This window comes from Bifidobacterium tissieri, assembly GCF_002259645.1.
Taxonomy (GTDB): Bacteria; Actinomycetota; Actinomycetes; order Actinomycetales; family Bifidobacteriaceae; genus Galliscardovia; species Galliscardovia tissieri.
This window is the reverse complement of record NZ_MWWV01000007.1, coordinates 39927-57833: the sequence shown is the minus strand read 5'-3', so window position 1 is coordinate 57833 and position 17907 is coordinate 39927. Positions and strand designations below refer to the sequence as shown.

Here is a 17907-nt window from a genome sequence, read left to right as displayed (position 1 = left end):
TGTCTGCACTTCGGCAAATCCGCACAGAACTCGCAGATTGCCCGACCTGATGGCCGATTCGCGCCCGGAATCATCCGAAATACACCGCCGCGGCGATCATCAGGGTGATCACGCACGTGTACACCGCGTTCGCCGCGGTCAGCATGCGCTCCTTCGCAATGCGATACTCCCCCTCGAAGCCGCGGCAGAGCATGGCCTCCCCCATTTCCTTGGCACGACGGTTCGCCAGCAGGAACACCGTGCCGATGATATGCCCGGCCGAAGTGAGTTTGCGGGAGTTCCGGCCAACGCTCCGTAGCCGTAGGGCATCGAGAAGCAGCAGCATGGATCGTCCCAGAATGTCGATGAACTGGATGGTCACATCGCAGACGTACACCACCGCATTCGGTATGTGCAATCCGCGCAGACCGGCGATCAGCCGGTTCCACGGCACCGTTCTCGCAAGCCCTATGGTCAGCGACACGGTGATGAATGCGCGGATGAACAACCGCGCCGGAGCCTCATATTGTCCGATCAGTATCGATGGCAGGGCGATCACCGCGCTCAGCCCGGCGATGCCGAGCCCACCGAACAGCACGGTTTTCATCAATCGTGCCGGACGTATGGCGAGCGCCACCAGCACCACGGCCAGCATGATATAGCCGAAGGTCATGTTGCGCGTCGCATTGACGCAGATGATGGCCGAGATCAGCCCCAATAGTCGCATAGCCGGGGAGACTCGGCAGAGCAGACGATCGACCGGGCTGGAAACGAGCTCCGGCTGTCCTCCGTCAGCGACTTCAGCGAGCGCGGAACCGATGGACCCCAGATTCTTCTCGATGAACGTCGAACGGTCGTTGAGCGGTTCGTATGACTCCGATTCGGCAAGCCAATCCGGCAGCGCGGAACCAGCAGAGGACGATCCCGACGCGACCGCCGCCGTCATGGTTGTTGTCGTGGATGACGTTGATGACATTGCCTTCCCCAGTCAGAACCCAGTCAGAAACCCAATCGGCACTCGATCAGGGCAGCATCATGCGGTAGTCGCCTTGGTGCCCTTGGATGCAGAGGCATCCTTGACGCCCGACGCCAGCAGACGGAACACGATGGTCATCACGGCGATGCCGATCACCGCGGAAAGAATATAGCCGGCCCAGTCGGGCAGTCCCTGCATGGAGTAGTCGGGAAGCAGCGCATTCCAGGAGAATCCGTGCGCGATCTGATCGGGCACGTAGCTCAGGCCTGTGGCCTCCTTGAATTCCTCGGCTCCCCACTCACCGTAGGCGCTGCCCGTGGCGAGCAGACCGATCGGAGAGATGACGGCGAGCAGTCCAAGACCGATCCAGACCGGGGTCCTCAGTCCCTTGGCAGCCTTGCCATCGGCGGCAGGCTTGGCCGCGCCCGCCACGATTTCAGGGGCGGTACGACGGACGAATTCCACGACCACCACGGTGACCAATCCCTCGATGATCGAGGCCATCAGCAGGTGCGGAATCAGCATGGCCGGCACCGAGACGGTTACCGGATACGGGAAGTACAGCGCCTGACCGGCGGCATCGCGGAACAGCATCGGCTGCACGCCAAGCTCCAAGGCCACGCAGAGCGCGGCAAGCGTGATACCCACGTAGGCTCCGATGAACGAGGCCACACGCTCCTTCCATCCGGACGCGAGCGCCTTCGTCAGCAACGTATACAGTCCGTACGCCACGAACGGCAGCACGAATGCCATGTTGAAGCAGTTCGCACCGTACGTGATCAGGCCGCCGTCGCCGAACAGCAACGCCTGCAGCAGCAACGCCACCGAAACCGCAACCGTGGCGTACTGCGGCCCAAGTAGGATGGCGATCAGCGACCCTCCCACCGCGTGCGCCGTCGTGCCGCCGGGGCACGGCACATTGAACATCATGATGAGGAACGAGAACGCCGCGCCCGCACCAAGATACGCCATCCGTTCATGGTTGGCGTGGGTCATCACGTATTTGAGGCACAGCCCCCAGATCGGAATCATGATGACGGTGAACATCAGACCGGTGGACGGCGACAGATAGTTGTCGGGAATGTGCATTGACAGCGTAACAACGTCGTTGGTGACCATGACGATCGTCCTTCCTTTCCTTCCGCCCACTCGCGGCTTGCGGCTGCGCACGAATTGCCAGATTGCCGCATTTTTTCACGTATGCAGCGAGCGGGCACTGCACACGGGACCGGGAAGGACGCGGCCGGTCACGGATTGCGGCCGGTCAGGCCCAAAGCCCCGAGAAATATGGTAGGAAGTCCGATTTCACCCATGTAAACATGGGATATCGAATACGTTGTTTCGTTGAGATTCCAACGAAAACAGCACATGACAAACCACACGACACGCCGACGATACGGTCGTATGAAACCGGTGATTTCCCCGTTACACGCATGTTTTTTTGAGCATTATTCTTGGCCGCGAAATGTGATGACAGCCGGCCGCGCACGCACGGCATGACTGTCGGGATACGGTGCGGATTTTCCGCGAAAGGCGGCGTCATGATCGCGAACAGCATCAGCGGCAACATCATCGAGAATCCTCCGAAGGACGGCAAGCTGAGCGTGCCGATCGACTTCGAATGGTTCGAGACCGACAAGAAGCGCATGGCCAAGGTGGCGGAGGACGGCACCGAGTTCGGCGTGATGGTCGGCCGCACGATCAAGGACGGCGATGTGCTGGCCGAGACGGACGACAAGCGGTATTACGCGAAGATCAAGTCGGCGCAGCTCATCGAGATTCCGGTGGATTCGATGAAGGAGATGGGGCGCCTCTGCTTTGAGCTGGGCAACCGTCACCTGAGTCTGAAGGTGGAGAACGACCGTGTGCTCGTGCCGTACGATCATCCGACGATGGAGTACACGAAGAAGATCGGCTATGAGCCGCACATCATCGAGGGCGGATTCGATGGATTCCTGATCGTCAAGGCGCATGCCGGTTCGGGCACGATCATCCCCGGCACGAACAAGACGACCGGCGATCTGGCCGAGGAGGAGCAGGAGGCCGAGGCGGACAAGGACTGGGCAGCCGACGCCGGGCATGAGCACTCGCACGATCATGCGCACGAGCACGAGCACGGCCATGATCACGCCAGCCACGTCGATGGCGAATACGAAGTGAACGGCGTGCTGCACCGTCCCGACGGCTCGCACAGCCACGACGGCGGCAGGACCTGGCACACCCACTGATCCGCCAGGCGGGTCGGTCGTCCTTCCCGACCGCCGGCCCGCATTCGGACCACCGGACCATCACACTCATCGAGGACCATCATGACCCGAAATGTTCGCACCCAAACACGCCCGGGCACCCGCTCTCATTCGTCGGCAACGGCCACCGCGCCGGGCGCGGAACCAACCGGCCTGTCGCCGGATGAGATCGAGGCACGGCATCTGGCCATGCTGCAGGTGTGCGACAGCGTGTTCCCGATCGGCGCGTTTGCACTGTCGAACGGCATGGAGACGTTTGTGCAGCGGGACTTTCTCCGCCGAGGCCCCGACTTCGAGCAGTATCTGAAGAACTATCTGGAGGTCGCTCCCTACAAGGAGATCGGGCAGATGGTGATCGCCGGACGGTACGCGCAGGATTCGCGGTTGTCCGAACGCGGTTTGGATACGCGGATCGAGGAGTTGGACGCGCTGTGTTCGGCGCTGCAGTCCGCGCGTGAGATTCGTGACGGCAGCGAGCGCATGTGCGCCCGTCTGATCAAACTCGTGGAGAAGATGGACGCGAACGGGGCAGACTCCGCCCCGACCGCCGACGGCGGCATCGAACACAACAGTCCGCATCTGGCACGATATCGGCGTCTGATCGCCGACGGCCGCTGCCGCGGTCTGCACGCGATCGCAATGGGATTGTATGCGGCCGATCATGCGGCGAGTCTGCGCAGCGCGGCCGTCACGTACGGATATTCGCTGATCAGTGCGCTCACCATGTGCGCGGCGAAGGCGATTCCGCTCAGCCAGTATGCCGGTCAGGTGGCCTTGCACGATTCGTTCCCGAATCTGGTGCAGGCGGTCGACGTGGCGTTCACGCTCAAACCGGACGATCTGGGCATTTCCGGCGCGTATCTCGACATCGCCGCCATGCAGCACGAGACCCTGTATTCGAGGCTGTACATGAGCTGAGTGGGCTCGGCACCCCGTCAACCACGACAAGACATAAGCACATCTCACAACAACCAATTCGTCAAATATCACATAGCAAGCAACACAACAAAGGAGAACCCCATGTCCTACGTACGCATCGGCGTGGCCGGCCCTGTCGGCTCCGGCAAAACCGCACTGATCGAACGCCTGACCCGCAAGATGGCCGACGACTACAGCATCTGCGTGGTCACGAACGACATCTACACCAAGGAGGACGCCGAGTTCCTGATCGCGAACTCCCGTCTGCCCGAGGACCGCATCGTCGGCGTGGAGACGGGCGGATGCCCGCACACCGCCATCCGCGAGGACTGCTCGATGAACCTCGAGGCGTGCGAGGCGATGGCCGCCGCGCATCCGGATGTAGACATCATCTTCGTGGAGTCCGGCGGCGACAACCTCTCCGCCACGTTCAGCCCCGATCTTGCCGATGCGACGATCTACGTGATCGCCACCGACGAGGGCGACAAGATCCCGCGCAAGGGCGGCCCGGGCGTCACCCGCTCCGACCTGCTGGTGATCAACAAGGCCGATCTGGCACCGCTCGTGCACGCCGATCTGGACGTGATGGCCCGCGATTCCGAACGTATGCGCAACGGTCGTCCGTACATCTTCACCGATCTGATGGGCGGTTCCGGCGTGGACGATGTGATCGACTGGATCAAGAAGGACGTCCTGTTCGAGGGCAAGTAGTCCCGAGTCGTAGCCATTCCCATCAGGACCCATCCGTCAGGCGCGTCAGAACCGTCACGCTCCATCGTCAGAAATCGAGAATCCATGCCCAGCAGCACCTTCCGTCTCGCCACCACATTCCGCAATGGCCGCACGAAGATCGATGACGTCTATTTCGAGGCGCCGTTCAAGCTCATGAGCCCGTTCGTGCGCGGCCGTCACGCGGACTTCATCGTGATGCTCGCCTCGCCCGGTTTCCTCAAGGGCGACGAGGCGCACATCGAGTGCACGTTCGGCACGGGCACGGATTCGACGATCACGACGCAAAGCTACGAGAAGGTGCTGAACACGGCCGACGGATCGGCGTCACGCACGATCGACCTGACCGCGTGCGGCGATGCGAAGGCGGTGTTCCTGCCGTTTCCGGTGATTCCGTTCGCAGGCAGCACGTTTGCGAACGTGTCGACCGCGCGCATCAGTCCGGAATCGACGTTCGTGTACGCGGATGTGGTGACGTGCGGTCGTGTTGGCCGTGGCGAGCGCTGGATGATGAACCGGTTCTCGAATCGGCTGCGCGTGAGCGTGGATGAGTCGTTGGCGTCGGAGGATTATCGGCGGGCGTTACGCGGTGAGACTGATGACTCCGACTCCGATGCGGGCCGTCACGCGCATCGCGGCCGTCCGCGCAAGCAGCCGGATCGTTCCCGTCTGGTGTTCGCCGATCGTCTGCTGCTCGACCCCTCCCGTTTCGATTACACGGAGATGGGCATGTGGCGCGAGTACACGCATTGCGGCGTGCTGTACGCACATCTTCCCGAGATCGACCCCGGATACAACCCGAATGCGCTGGACGACGTGCAGGCATCGCCGTATGCGGCGTCGGGAGGGGCTGCGTCCGGTTCCAAGGATCCCCGGTTGATCGCCGATCCGCGCAAGCGCATCGAAGCGACGCGCATGGCGGCCGAGGATGCGCTGATCACGCGGATTCGCGATTATGCCAAAACCGCGGAATCCCATGGTTTCCGAGGCGAATTCGGCGTCAGTCGTGTAGTGAACGGCGTGTGCGTGCGCGTACTGGCCATGCGCGGCGACGACGCCTTCGACCTCATCACGGCCATCACCGATATGGTGTGACGCTGACGCGATGCATGCCGGACAACGCTGACATCAGCGACGACGATGAGAGATGGCTCACATTCAGCGTGTTTTTCAGCTGGCTCTCAGTTGATGTCAGAGAAGTGCCCAGACACCGTTTTTAGTCTCGCAGATGTTGGGAATACGCATCGCACTACGACTAGGGGTATCCGTAGTGCGGCATCATCGAAGGGACATCATGAACGCGACCATCACCCGTGCCGCGGTGGCCGTCATCGCGGGACTGGCCATCGTTGGCGACGCTTTCCTGCTATTCGTCAAACCGCATGCCGACGTCGGAGCTGCCTCGACGTCACAGTCCGGCACACTCGGCGCGTCAAGCGGTGCCGATTCGACCGACTCGACCGACTCGGGCACAACCGGCAATTCCACCGACGATTCCTCGAATTCTTCGGATTCGTCGGATTCTGCAAGCGGCTCCGCCGGCACGCTCACCGACGGCACCTACACCAGCGTCGCTTCACCGAACGAATATGGCGAAGTCCAGCTGCAGGTCGTCGTCAAGGACGGAAAGATCACGTCCGTGAATGCGATCACCTACCCGAACCACACCGATCGTTCCCGTTCGATCAGTGCGCAGGCCATTCCAGAACTCGCCGAACGGGCGATCAGCAAGCAGAGCTCCGATATTCAATTCGTCAGCGGCGCGACCGAAACATCCACCGCATTCGTCAACTCCCTGCAGGACGCCATCAATCAGGCGCTGAACGCGAGCAAGTAGCGGACGCGAATGGGGAACGACATGATCAGAACAGTAGACGACAGGACCGATCAGCGCATCGACAATCCCACTGACGACATTGACAACACTGATAATCCGTGGATTATTCGCAGCCGGGTCGTTCATGCCATGACCGTACCGTTCACCATACAGATCGTTGGCATGCCATGGCAGTCGGCGGAAGACCTCGACGGCATGATCGATACGGCCGCGACCCGCATTGCTAATCATCTGCATAGTGTCGAGACACGGTTCTCCCCGTTCAACGCGCGTTCCCTGGTGGCCTGCGCCCGGCGCGGCGACTGGTCCGCCCTGCTGAACGATCCGGACTTCGCCGAGGTCTACGCATTGTGCACGCAGGCGAAACAGCTCACCGATGGTGCATTCGATCCGATGCACGACGGCGCCTACGATCCGACCGGCATCGTGAAGGGCTGGGCGATCCAGCGCGCGCATGAGCGGATACTCATGCCACTGGTCCGTTCCGAACGATGTGCCGCGGCCGCATTGGGCGGAGGCGGCGACATCCAGACCGCCGTGCATGCGGACAGTGATTTCCAGTGGCGCATCGGCGTGCAGAACCCGTTCGCCGTCGACGCCGGCACAACGCATACCGACGCGGAGCACACCGCCACGTCACACACCGCCACACTGCGCACAATCACACTGCGCAACGGTGCCGTGGCCACCTCCGGCACCTATCGACGCGGCGAGCACATCACCCGAACCGCACACGATCTGGCACAGGCCACCGTGGTCGATGATCATCTGATCTTCGCCGACATGTGGGCCACGGCCGCCATCAGCGCCGGCGAGCGCCGTTTCCGCGAACTCACCGACCCGCACGGGCGTCTTCTTGCGGTGCTCGTACGCGCCGATCACACCATCGCGACCATCGGCGACAGTGACTCGCTCACTGCCGCTGATCGATACCGCTGACCAATGCCACTGACCAATTGCCGGAACCGCAAAACGCCACAGACACGCAGACACTCAGGAACACAGAACCGTACAACCACAGGGACCTCATCATGAACCGTCATCTCACCACCACCGTCACCTTGGCATGGGCCGTCGTGCTGTTTGTCGTGCCATTGCCGTTCCTCGCCGCGCTCGCCTACGGATTGCCGTCGTTGTACAGCGGCCAACTGTTCGGCATTGAACTTGGTGTGATCGCCTACACGTGGATGCTTGCGGCCGTCTATCTGGCGTGCCGTCCGCGCTGGGTGGATCGCACGGTCGGCCTGCCGCACATGATGATGATCCACGGCATTCTCGCGATTCTGGCGATCGGATTCGCGTTCGTTCATCAGAGCCTGCTGCCCGGTGCCGGGGCGCTGGTCGGACTGACCGGCCATGTTGGCCTGTACCTGTTCATCGCCGTGGCGGTCTGGTCGCTGGTGTTCATGGCCGGATGGCTGACCAGCCGGGTGCGATGGCTGGAGAACGTCAAGCGCACGCTGGAGCGCGTGTTCCGTCATGAGATGAGCGTCTGGCTGCATCGATTCAATCTGATCGCGATCGCCATCATCTTGATTCATGTGCATGTGATCGACTACATCGCCGCGATCAAGCCGTTTATTCTGCTGATCGATGCGGCGACCATCGTCGTGTTCGCCTACTATGTGTGGAGCATGATCAACCGACACGCGTATGCGTTGCGTGGGCGGGTGATTGCGGTACGGCCGCTCGCCGATCGCGTGACCGAACTATCGGTCGGACTGGACGGCGATTCCGCACGAAACGCTCGCTGGCGACCGGGCGATTTCGCGTTCATCGCGTTCCCCGGCGAGCGCGGCATGCACGAATATCATCCGTTCTCCCTGACGAATTCGTATGATCCGAACGGTGGTTCCGCACCGCAGCCGATGATGTTCGCGATTCGTGCCGACGGCGATTTCACCACGCGCGTGGCGTCACTGCAGCCGGGCACCGCCGTACGCGTGGTGCCGCCGTACGGCCGCTACGCCGAATTCGTCGACGAGCATCCCGCCAACGCGCCGCTGGTGCTGATCGGCGGCGGCATCGGCATCACCCCGCTGATCGGTGTGCTCACCGCCTACGCCGGCACGGGCAGGGGCGGTGGCCGTAGCGTTGATTTCCTGTATACCGTCAGTAAGGATCGTGACGTCATCTATGGTCCGGAGCTGACGCGGTTCGGCGAAGATCATCCGAACGCCCGCGTGCGCATCAGTCTGCACCGCCCGGATGAGACGGCGCTCACGCCCATGATCCGTCCCGGAGCCGTGTATCTGGTGGCGGGACCGCACGCCATGATCGTCGCCGTACGCAAGACGCTGCTCGCGCACGGCGTGCGTGCCGACGACATCTATTACGAGCCGTTCGCGATGTGATCGGCCGGCAGGCGAGGGTGACGGGCGACGGACGTCGGTGTCAGACGTCATCGCCCGCCGACGCCCAGAACGCGCGATCTCAGAACAGGAAGTACCGCTGGGTGAGCGGCAGATCGTTCGCCGGATCGGAGTGCACGAGCTCGCCGTCCACGGTCACCTGGAACGTTTCCGGATTCACCTGGATGTCGGCCAACGTGTCGTTGAACTTCAGGTCCTTCTTGCCGATCGTACGGCAGCCGCGCACGGGCAGCACCTGCCGGGCCAGACCGAGACGGCCCTTGATGTCGTCGTCGATTGCCGCCTGCGAGACGAACGTGACGCAACTCGAACCGAGCGCACGACCCAGCGCGCCGAACATGTCGCGGTAGTACACGGGTTCCGGAGTGGGGATCGACGCATTGGCGTCACCCATGCGCGAGTAGGCGATCGACCCGCCTTTGATCACCATCTCCGGCTTGGCCGCGAACATGGCCGGCTGCCAGATCACCAGATCGGCCATCTTGCCCACTTCGACCGATCCCACGTAGTCGGCGATGCCGTGCGTGATGGCCGGGTTGATCGTGTACTTGCTCACGTAGCGCTTGGCGCGGTAGTTGTCGTTGCGGTTGCCGTCGTGCGCGTCCTCGGGAAGCGGGCCGCGCTGGATCTTCATCTTGTGCGCGGTCTGCCAGGTGCGTGTCACCACCTCGCCCACGCGGCCCATGGCCTGCGAGTCGGAGCTCATCATCGAGATGATGCCCATGTCGTGCAGCATGTCCTCCGCGCCGATCGTCTCGGGGCGGATTCGTGAATCGGCGAACGAGATGTCCTCCGGCACGTTGCGATCCAAGTGATGGCAGACCATCATCATGTCGAGATGCTCGTCCACCGTGTTGCGCGTGAACGGCATGGTCGGGTTCGTGGAGCTGGGCAGCACATTCGGGAATCCTGCCGCACGAATGATGTCGGGGGCATGGCCGCCGCCCGCGCCCTCCGTGTGGTACGTGTGGATGGCCCGGCCCTTGAACGCGGCGATCGTGTCCTCCACGCAGCCGCCCTCGTTGAGCGTGTCGGTGTGGATGGCCACCTGGATGTCCATCTCGTCGGCCACGCCAAGGCAGGTGTCGATCACGGCGGGGGTCGATCCCCAATCCTCGTGGATCTTGAGTCCGGCGGCACCGGCGCGGATCTGCTCGCGCAATGGTTCGGGGCTGGAGTCGTTGCCCTTGCCGAGGTAGGCGATGTTGACGGGCAGCGCTTCGGCGGCTTCGATCATGCGCGCCAGATGGAACGCGCCCGGATTGCAGGTGGTGGCGTTCGTTCCGTCGGCCGGGCCGGTGCCGCCGCCCACCATGGTGGTGATGCCGCCGGCGAGCGCGGTGCGCACCTGCTGCGGGGAGATGAAATGGATGTGCGTGTCGAGTCCGCCCGCGGTGACGATCATGCCTTCGCCTGCGATGGCTTCGGTGCCGGAGCCGACGGCGAGTCCCGGCGTCACGCCGTCCATGGTCTGCGGGTTGCCGGCCTTGCCGATGGCGCTGATCCTGCCGTTCTTGATGCCGATGTCGGCCTTGTAGATGCCGGTGTAGTCGAGAATCAGCGCGTTGGTGATAACGGTGTCGGGCGATTCCGCGTCGAGCTGCACGGAGCTTTGGCCCATGCCGTCGCGGAATGATTTGCCGCCGCCGAATTTGAGTTCGTCGCCGTAGTTGGTGCAGTCGCGTTCGACTTCGATAATGAGGTTCGTGTCGCCGAGGCGTACGCGGTCGCCCGTGGTCGGGCCGAACATGCCGGCGTAGTCGCTGCGTGTGATCGTGGTGCTCATGATTGTGGTCTCTTTCCCCCGTCAGATTCCCAGGAATCCCTGATCGTGCGCCTTGGCAAATGCGGCGTCGCGCACCTGCGGATCGTCGAGCTTGCCGTCGACGAGTGCGCTGAATCCGTGGATCTCGCGCGTGCCGCCGATGTCGATGAGTCGTACGCGATGCGCTTCGCCCGGTTCAAAACGTACGGCCGTGCCCGCGGCGATGTCGAGACGCTTGCCGTATGCGGCCTTGCGATCGAATTTGAGATACTTGTTGACTTCGAAGAAGTGGAAGTGGGAGCCGATCTGGATGGGACGGTCGGCGGTGTTGACCACGTCGAGCTCGATGGCGTCACGGCCTTCGTTGAGCGTGAGGTCGCCGTCGGCGTAGAAGTATTCGCCGGGCTTGAGCTTTTCGGTGGTTTCGATGGGGTTGTGGATGGATACGAGCTTGGTGCCGTCGGGGAACGTGGCCTCGACCTCCACCACGTCGATCATCTCGGCCACGCCGTCCATCACGTCTTCGGGTTTGAGCAGCGTGCGCCCGTACTGCATGAGTTCGGCCACGGTCGCGCCTTCGCGCGCGCGTTCCACGCATTCGGAGCTGATCAGCGCCACGCATTCCGGATAGTTGAGTTTCACGCCACGGCTTTTGCGCTCCTTGGCAAGCTCCCCCGCCTGATGCAGCAGCAGTTTGTCGATCTCTCGCGGAGTAAGTCTCATCGGACCCCCATTCGTCCCGGTCGTTCCGGCAATGTCGAATCTGACAATCCGTCGTATCCGCATGTCGGGTATGTCAGGCATGTCAGGTAATTCTGTCGAATCGCGATCATCCTAGGACCGCAATAAAAACGACACGTTTCCACACGTGGCATACGGTGATGTTGGCCGGGTGGCAGAGAATGACAGATCAAAGGTTGAATTCATTCTCTGCCAAGGGGCGTGGTAGAGAATGCCATATACGGTGATTGTTGTATTCCCTGCCACGGAAATCGGCTCCATACGCGGTGTCATCGTGGCAGAGAATGCGTGATCCGGTCATTTGGTCATTCCGTGCCACGACGATTCGGCAACGCGCTGGCACAGAATGATGATTCAGCCAGATTGTTCATTCTCTGCCATGATCGCGTGGCAGAGAATGAGAATTCATGACATATACGCGTTCCTTGCCACGAAATGTGGCAGCGAACGAGAAACCACGCCTGTACTCCACTCTCTGCCAAAGGCCGTGGCAGAGAACGACTATTGAGCCGAATATCGCATTCTCTGCCACGCGCGAGCTATCGCGCGCCCACTTACACGCCCATTCACACGCGCATTCACACGCGCATGGACTGCTTGGCCGCCTCGACCTGATCGGCCCCGCCTTCACCACCGGCCACGAACCGTCCGGATGCGAGCACATGATACGTGTCGCAGCGTTCGACGGCGAACTGCACCTTCTGTTCGACCAGCACCACGCCGATGCCGCGATCCTCCACCATCGAACGGATGGATTTCTGGATGTCGGCCACGATGTTCGGCTGGATGCCTTCGGTCGGCTCGTCGAGGATCATGAGCTTCGGCCGCGTGATCAACGCCCTGGCGATCGACAGCTGCTGACGCTGACCGCCGGACAGCAGGCCGGCGCGACGCCCCGCGAATTCCTTGAGCACGGGGAACGCGTCCACGGCTTCGTCGTAGCGGGCCTGCGCCTCGGAGCCGTACCGGTCGGCCACCACGTGCAGGTTTTCGTCGACGGTCATGCCGCCGAATGACTGCTGCCCTTGCGGCACGAATGCCATGCCGGATCGGATGCGCTGGTTCGGTGACAGTTTCGTCACGTCGCGTCCGTCGAACGACACCGTACCCGTGCTCGCCGGCAGCAGGCCGAGGATCGCCTTGAGCAGCGTGGTTTTGCCGGCGCCGTTGTTGCCGATGATGCTGATCCACTGTCCGGCTTCCACGCTGAAGGCGATGTCGTTGACCACGGTCACCTTGCCATACCCGGTACTGAGATTCTTCACTTCAAGCATTGCCATGATTGTTTTCCTTACTCGTTGCCCCACCGCTGACCGGAGGCGAATGATGCGTGCGACTTCAAGACGCGGAGAACGAAGGCGTACAACGGTACGTCAAGTCCTCCACAACGCAGAAGCCCCCTATCACAGCCTCCACCGGAGGCGAATGATGCGTGCGACTTCAAGGCGCAGAGAACGAAGGCGTACAACAGTACGTCAAGTTCTCCGCAACGCAGAAGGCGCTCCATCATTCGCCTCCGCCGAGGTAGATCCTGACGACCTCCTCGTTGTTCTGGATGTCTTCGACCGATCCTTCCGCGAGGATCTCGCCCTGGTTGAGGACGGTGACGGAGTCGGCGAAGCTGCGCATGAAGTCCATGTCGTGCTCGACGATGATGACGGTGCGGTTGCGGCTGCAACGTTTGAGGAGTTCGCCGGTTTGCTGGCGTTCTTCGGGGGTCATGCCAGCGACGGGTTCGTCGAGGAGGAGAAGGTGTGCGTCCTGGACGAGGAGCATGCCGATTTCGAGCCACTGCTTTTTGCCGTGGGGGAGGATGCCGGCGGGCTTGTAGGCGTCGGCGGTGAGGCCGGTGACGTCGAGCATGTATTGGATGTTCTGGGATACGCCTTTGACCTTTTTGAAGAGGTCGGCGGTTTTCTTGCGGAATCCTTCGGCGAGCTGGAGGTTTTCGAGGACGGAGAGTTCTTCGACGACGGATGCGGTTTGGAAGGTGCGGCCGACGCCGAGTTTGACGATGTCGTTGGGTTTGCGGCCGAGGAGCTGTTCGCCGCGGAAGGTGGCAGAGCCGGTGGCGGGGGTGAGGCCGGTGATGGCGTCGATGATGGTGGTTTTGCCGGCGCCGTTGGGGCCGATGAGGAATCGCAGATCGCCGTGTTCGACGGTGAGGTCGAGGTTTTTGACGGCGACGAATCCGTCGAATTCGACGTGGAGGCCTTTGACTTCGAGGTAGTCGCTCCATTGGCCGCCGCGGTCGTCGAGGACGGCGAGTTCGTCCTTGAGGTCTTCCATGCGTTTGCGTTCGGAGACGATTTCGTCTTTCATGCGGCTGACTTCGTCGCGCATGCGTCGGGCCTCGTCGCGCATCTGACGGGCTTCTTCGCGAAGCTGGGCGGCGTCCATGTCAGTGTCGGTGGTGACAGTGGTGTCGGCGACATCGGTGGTGTTGGTGGTCACGGTTGCCTCCTTGTGGTTGATGTCGTTACTCATGCCTTCACCGCCTTGGCTGCGACGGGCGCGGCGGCCGCTGCACCGGCCGACACTGCGGCACCGGACGATCGGCCGGTGACTTTCTCGACGATCCATGGCCATACGCCCTTGAACTGGCCGAGTCCCATGGGCGCGAATGCGATGACGAGGATGAACATGAGGCCTTCGATGTAGGTCCATGCGGACGGGTAGGCGTCGGACAGCTGCGTTTCGGCGAAGCGGACGAGCAGCGTGCCGATCACGGGTCCGAGCAGTGTGGTGCGGCCGCCGATGACCACGCCGGCGAGCATGAGGATCGACGGGGTCACGCCGATGTCGGACGGGGAGATGATGCCGACGACCGGCACGAACATCGCGCCGCCGATGCCGGCGAACATGGCCGCCAGCGAGAAGGCGAACACCTTGATCGATGCGGGGTTGTAGCCGAGGAACTTCATACGGTTTTCCTGATCGCGCACGCCGATGATCAGCTCGCCCATGAATGATCCGCGAATCCAGCGCACGATCAGCACCATGCCGAGCGTGAGGAACGCGCAGATGAAGTAGATCATGGTCTTGTTGGCGGGGTCGGTCAGATCGTATCCGAAGAATCCGGAGAAGTCACTCAGACCGTTCGCGCCGCCGGTGGTTTTGGATTGGCCGATCAGCAGTACGGAGAATGCGGCCACCAGCGCCTGCGACAGGATGGCGAAGTAGGCGCCGCGCACACCGCGGCCGAACACGAGGATGCCGAGGATGGCTGCGATCGCGCCGGGCACTACGGCCACGGAGATCGCGGCGATCACCGGGTTGCGGAACAGCTCCCAGAATCCGGGCAGCTGCGTGATGCCGTACTGGGCCATGAAGTCGGGCACTTCGCCCGGCCCGAGTTCCTCAAGCTTGAGGTGGATGGCCATCACGTAGGCGCCCAGACCGAAGAACATGCCCTGGCCGAGCGTCAGCATGCCGCCCTGTCCCCATGCCAGTCCGATGCCCACGGCGACCATCGCGTAGCACAGATATTTGGCGAGCAGTCCCAGGCTGTAGGTGCTCAGCACGGCCGGCATCAGGAAGATCAGTACGATCGTTATGGCCGTGCCGAACCACGCCCGGTATTTGCCGATGAACGCTCCGGCCACGCCGGAGGAAGTCGTTGGTGCATTCATGTCAGTTCCCCTCTTTCACGTTCACGTCGTTCATGTTCGTGTCATTCATTCGTATTCGTATTCGCACTCATCAGTCCGTCATCCGTTACGCCAGGTTTCTCGAACGGATCGAGACGAGGCCCTGCGGACGGAACTGCAGGAACACGACGACGATTAGGAACACCGACATCTGTGCGATCGACGACGAGGTGGGCAGTTCCACGGCGGACTGGCACAGACCCAGCACGAACGATGCGATCACCGCACCCTTGAGCTGGCCGACGCCGCCGGCGACGACCACGAGGAACGCCTGCACGATGAAGGTAGTGCCGAAGTTGTAGCTGATCGAGTTGAGCAGGCTCAGCGCCACACCGGCCACACCGGCGATACCCGAGCCGATGAAGAACGTCACATGGTCCACGGCCTTGGTGGAGATGCCGGACACTTCGGCGAGTTCACGGCTTTCGGACGTGGCGCGGATCTGACGGCCGAGCGGCGTGAGCTTGAGCACCGCGTACAGTGCGGCCACGCAGACCACGGCGAGGATGAAGATGAACAGTCGGGCGGCCGGGAAGCTGTAGCCGAAGATGGTCACCGGCTGGGTGAGTCCGGCCGGGGCCTGCGCGTATACGCCGGTCGCGCCGAAGATGTCTCGCGCCACCTGTTGCAGCACCAGCGATACGCCGAATGTGACGAGCAGCGTGTCGAGCGGACGTTCACGCATGCGTTCGAGCAGCAGAACGTCGAGCAGCAGGCCGAGCAGACCCGACACCACGAATCCGACGACGAGCGCCACGGCCAGGGCCACGGTCTTGCTGCCGATCACGGAACTCATCACGTAGGCGGTGTAAGCGCCGGCCATCATGAATTCGCCGTGCGCGTTGTTGATCACGCCCATCTGGCCGAATGTCAGCGACAGGCCGAGCGCGGCGAGCAGCAGGATCGATCCGTTTGACAATCCCGCAACGATCTGCGGAAACAGCATGTTCATGGTTGTTCTCTCTTCCTCTTACTCGCTCTTGGACGTGGAATCGGTGGCACCGGCGCTCAGGCTCTTCGCCCAGTCGTAGGTGGTCAGGTACGGGTCGGGCTTGATCGGCCCGTCGGATTTCCACACGGTGTGGATGAGCTTGTCCTTGCCGATCTTGCCGATGTACGACGTCTTGTAGATGTGGTGGTTCTTGCCGTCCACGGTGACCTTGCCCTCCGGCGCGTCGAACGCGACGCCGTCGGCGGCGGCCTTGACCTTGTCCACGTCGAACGACTTGGCCTTTTCGACCATCGCCTTCCACAGGTAGACGGAGGTGTAGGCGGATTCCATCGGATCGGAGGTGGGGCGGTTTTCGCCGTACTTGGCCTTGAAGTTCTTGACGAACGTCTTGTTGGTGGTGCTGTCGAGCGTCTGGTAGTAGTTCCATGCGGTGAGCTGGCCGTCGACGTTGTCGACGCCGATCGACGCAACTTCTTCTTCGGCGATCGACATGGAGATCACGGGCGTGGATTCGGCGGTCAGGCCGGATGCCTTGTACTCCTTGAAGAACGCGACGTTGGAGTCGCCGTTGAGCGTGTTGACCACGGCGTCCGCGCCGGAGAACTTGAGTTTGTTCACGATCGTGGTGAAGTCGGTGGAGCCCATGGGCGTGTATTCCTCGCCGACGACCTCCATGCCGTTGCCTTCCGCATAGGCCTTGACCACGCGGTTGGCGGTCTGCGGGAACACGTAGTCGGAACCGACCAGGAACAGTTTCTTGTAACCCTGCTCCTTGAGGTAGTCGAGCGCGGGCACGATCTGCTGGTTCGGTGCGGCACCCGAGTAGAAGATGTTCGGGCTGGCTTCCATGCCCTCATATTGCAGCGGGTAGAACAGCAGCGCGTTGTCCTCTTCGAAGACGGGCAGCATGGCCTTGCGGGAGCTGGACGTCCATCCGCCGAACACCGCGGCCACGCACTGCTTTTCGATCAATGTGCGCGCCTTTTCGGCGAAGGTGGCGGGTTCGGATTTGCCGTCCTGCTGTTCGATTTCGATCTTCTTGCCGAGCACGCCACCGTCCGCGTTGATCTCGTCGACGGCCATGTGCAGGGAATCGCTTACGGTCTTCTCGGAGATCGCCATGGTGCCGGACAGCGAGTTGACGAAGCCGACCTTGATGGTGCTGCCGGATGTGTCCACGCAGGATGTGGTGCTGGTCGCGCTGGCGGCGGTGGCGTCCAGCGCTTCCTTCTCGGCGACGGTGCGACCCCATCCGCAGCCACCGAGGCTCATGATCGCGGCGACGGCCACTGCTGCTGCGCCGGCGCGCATCATGCCGGAACGTAGTCCGGCACGGCCGGCGTGGAATAGTGATGTTCTGGCCATGCGTTTCCTCTCCCCGTAATTCAACGATTGCAACGGGGAACAGCATGGCAACGTTCGGCATCGAACGTGTTGCTCGAGTATTTCGTTTCGATCTCGAAGATGTCAGACATGTTACAGGGATGCTCTTGGTTTTCCCTATACATTGGCGATCACGGGCGGATGCTCACTGTGGGGCGATCACGACAGGACGAGCACTGTGGGACGGGTCAAGTCGGCGCTCAATGCTCTCAGGTGGGCGCGGAAAGCCGGTGCATGATGTCCGACACACTCGGGCCGTTTGGCCTCGCTCCGGCGTTTTGATTGCAGAGCATATCAAATCGCCTCCGCTGATACAGTCGGACATCATGCACCGGCCTTCCGCTCAGGTGGATGCGAAA

The 17907-nt window shown here is 62.0% G+C and carries 16 protein-coding genes; 7 read left to right on the top strand and 9 right to left on the bottom strand.

Translation table 11 applies throughout. The annotated features are described in order from the left end of the window. Nucleotides 1-70: 70 nt before the first annotated feature. Together BTIS_RS06625 and cbiM are read right to left on the bottom strand one after the other, a co-directional pair. Nucleotides 71-955, bottom strand: a complete 885-nt coding sequence (locus BTIS_RS06625; RefSeq protein ID WP_094663871.1) for an energy-coupling factor transporter transmembrane component T family protein — start codon at nt 953-955, stop codon at nt 71-73. Between the two features lie 57 nt (nt 956-1012). Then, nucleotides 1013-2074: a cobalt transporter CbiM gene (cbiM, locus tag BTIS_RS06620; RefSeq protein WP_211279438.1), complete on the bottom strand. Its 1062-nt coding sequence runs from the start codon at nt 2072-2074 to the stop codon at nt 1013-1015. 422 nt (nt 2075-2496) lie between these two features. Here cbiM and BTIS_RS06615 point away from each other — a divergent pair, with 422 nt between their 5' ends. The 7 genes from BTIS_RS06615 (at nt 2497) to BTIS_RS06585 (ending at nt 9039) form a co-directional block, all read left to right on the top strand. Next, nucleotides 2497-3183: an urease accessory protein UreE gene (locus BTIS_RS06615; RefSeq protein WP_094663869.1), complete on the top strand. Its 687-nt coding sequence runs from the start codon at nt 2497-2499 to the stop codon at nt 3181-3183. 81 nt (nt 3184-3264) lie between these two features. Further along, nucleotides 3265-4119 carry an urease accessory protein UreF gene (locus tag BTIS_RS06610; RefSeq protein ID WP_094663867.1) on the top strand — a complete coding sequence of 285 codons (855 nt, stop codon included), beginning with the start codon at nt 3265-3267 and terminating at the stop codon, nt 4117-4119. Between the two features lie 102 nt (nt 4120-4221). Further along, nucleotides 4222-4830, top strand: a complete 609-nt coding sequence (gene ureG / locus BTIS_RS06605) for an urease accessory protein UreG (RefSeq protein ID WP_094663865.1) — start codon at nt 4222-4224, stop codon at nt 4828-4830. 84 nt (nt 4831-4914) lie between these two features. Continuing rightward, nucleotides 4915-5943, top strand: coding sequence for an urease accessory protein UreD (locus BTIS_RS06600; RefSeq protein WP_094663863.1), 1029 nt, complete (start codon nt 4915-4917; stop codon nt 5941-5943). A 199-nt stretch (nt 5944-6142) separates the two neighbouring features. Beyond that, on the top strand, nt 6143-6685 hold the full coding sequence (locus BTIS_RS06595) for an FMN-binding protein (protein WP_158216858.1): 543 nt from the start codon (nt 6143-6145) through the stop codon (nt 6683-6685). A 21-nt stretch (nt 6686-6706) separates the two neighbouring features. Continuing rightward, nucleotides 6707-7624 carry an FAD:protein FMN transferase gene (locus BTIS_RS06590; RefSeq protein WP_158216857.1) on the top strand — a complete coding sequence of 306 codons (918 nt, stop codon included), beginning with the start codon at nt 6707-6709 and terminating at the stop codon, nt 7622-7624. 92 nt (nt 7625-7716) lie between these two features. Next, the gene (locus tag BTIS_RS06585; RefSeq protein ID WP_094663857.1) at nt 7717-9039 is read left to right on the top strand and encodes a ferric reductase-like transmembrane domain-containing protein; all 1323 of its coding nucleotides are present in this window, start codon (nt 7717-7719) and stop codon (nt 9037-9039) included. Nucleotides 9040-9118: 79 nt separating this feature from the next. On the opposite strand, the gene ureC is transcribed toward BTIS_RS06585, so the two are convergent. From ureC to urtA, 7 genes are all read right to left on the bottom strand, one after another. After that, nucleotides 9119-10843: an urease subunit alpha gene (gene ureC, locus BTIS_RS06580; RefSeq protein WP_094663855.1), complete on the bottom strand. Its 1725-nt coding sequence runs from the start codon at nt 10841-10843 to the stop codon at nt 9119-9121. A gap of 21 nt (nt 10844-10864) precedes the next feature. Continuing rightward, nucleotides 10865-11545, bottom strand: a complete 681-nt coding sequence (gene ureA, locus BTIS_RS06575; protein WP_094663853.1) for an urease subunit gamma — start codon at nt 11543-11545, stop codon at nt 10865-10867. A 596-nt stretch (nt 11546-12141) separates the two neighbouring features. Beyond that, a complete protein-coding gene (locus BTIS_RS06570; RefSeq protein ID WP_245819346.1) occupies nt 12142-12843 on the bottom strand; it encodes an ATP-binding cassette domain-containing protein in 702 nt (233 codons plus the stop codon). A 226-nt stretch (nt 12844-13069) separates the two neighbouring features. Then, nucleotides 13070-14050 carry an urea ABC transporter ATP-binding protein UrtD gene (gene urtD, locus BTIS_RS06560; protein WP_245819345.1) on the bottom strand — a complete coding sequence of 327 codons (981 nt, stop codon included), beginning with the start codon at nt 14048-14050 and terminating at the stop codon, nt 13070-13072. Beyond that, nucleotides 14047-15195, bottom strand: coding sequence for an urea ABC transporter permease subunit UrtC (gene urtC, locus BTIS_RS06555; protein ID WP_094663849.1), 1149 nt, complete (start codon nt 15193-15195; stop codon nt 14047-14049). Before urtC ends, urtD begins: the two co-directional genes overlap by 4 nt. A gap of 85 nt (nt 15196-15280) precedes the next feature. Then, on the bottom strand, nt 15281-16165 hold the full coding sequence (gene urtB / locus BTIS_RS06550) for an urea ABC transporter permease subunit UrtB (RefSeq protein WP_093961208.1): 885 nt from the start codon (nt 16163-16165) through the stop codon (nt 15281-15283). An 18-nt stretch (nt 16166-16183) separates the two neighbouring features. Continuing rightward, nucleotides 16184-17530: an urea ABC transporter substrate-binding protein gene (urtA, locus tag BTIS_RS06545; RefSeq protein ID WP_211279437.1), complete on the bottom strand. Its 1347-nt coding sequence runs from the start codon at nt 17528-17530 to the stop codon at nt 16184-16186. Between the last annotated feature and the right edge of the window lie 377 nt (nt 17531-17907).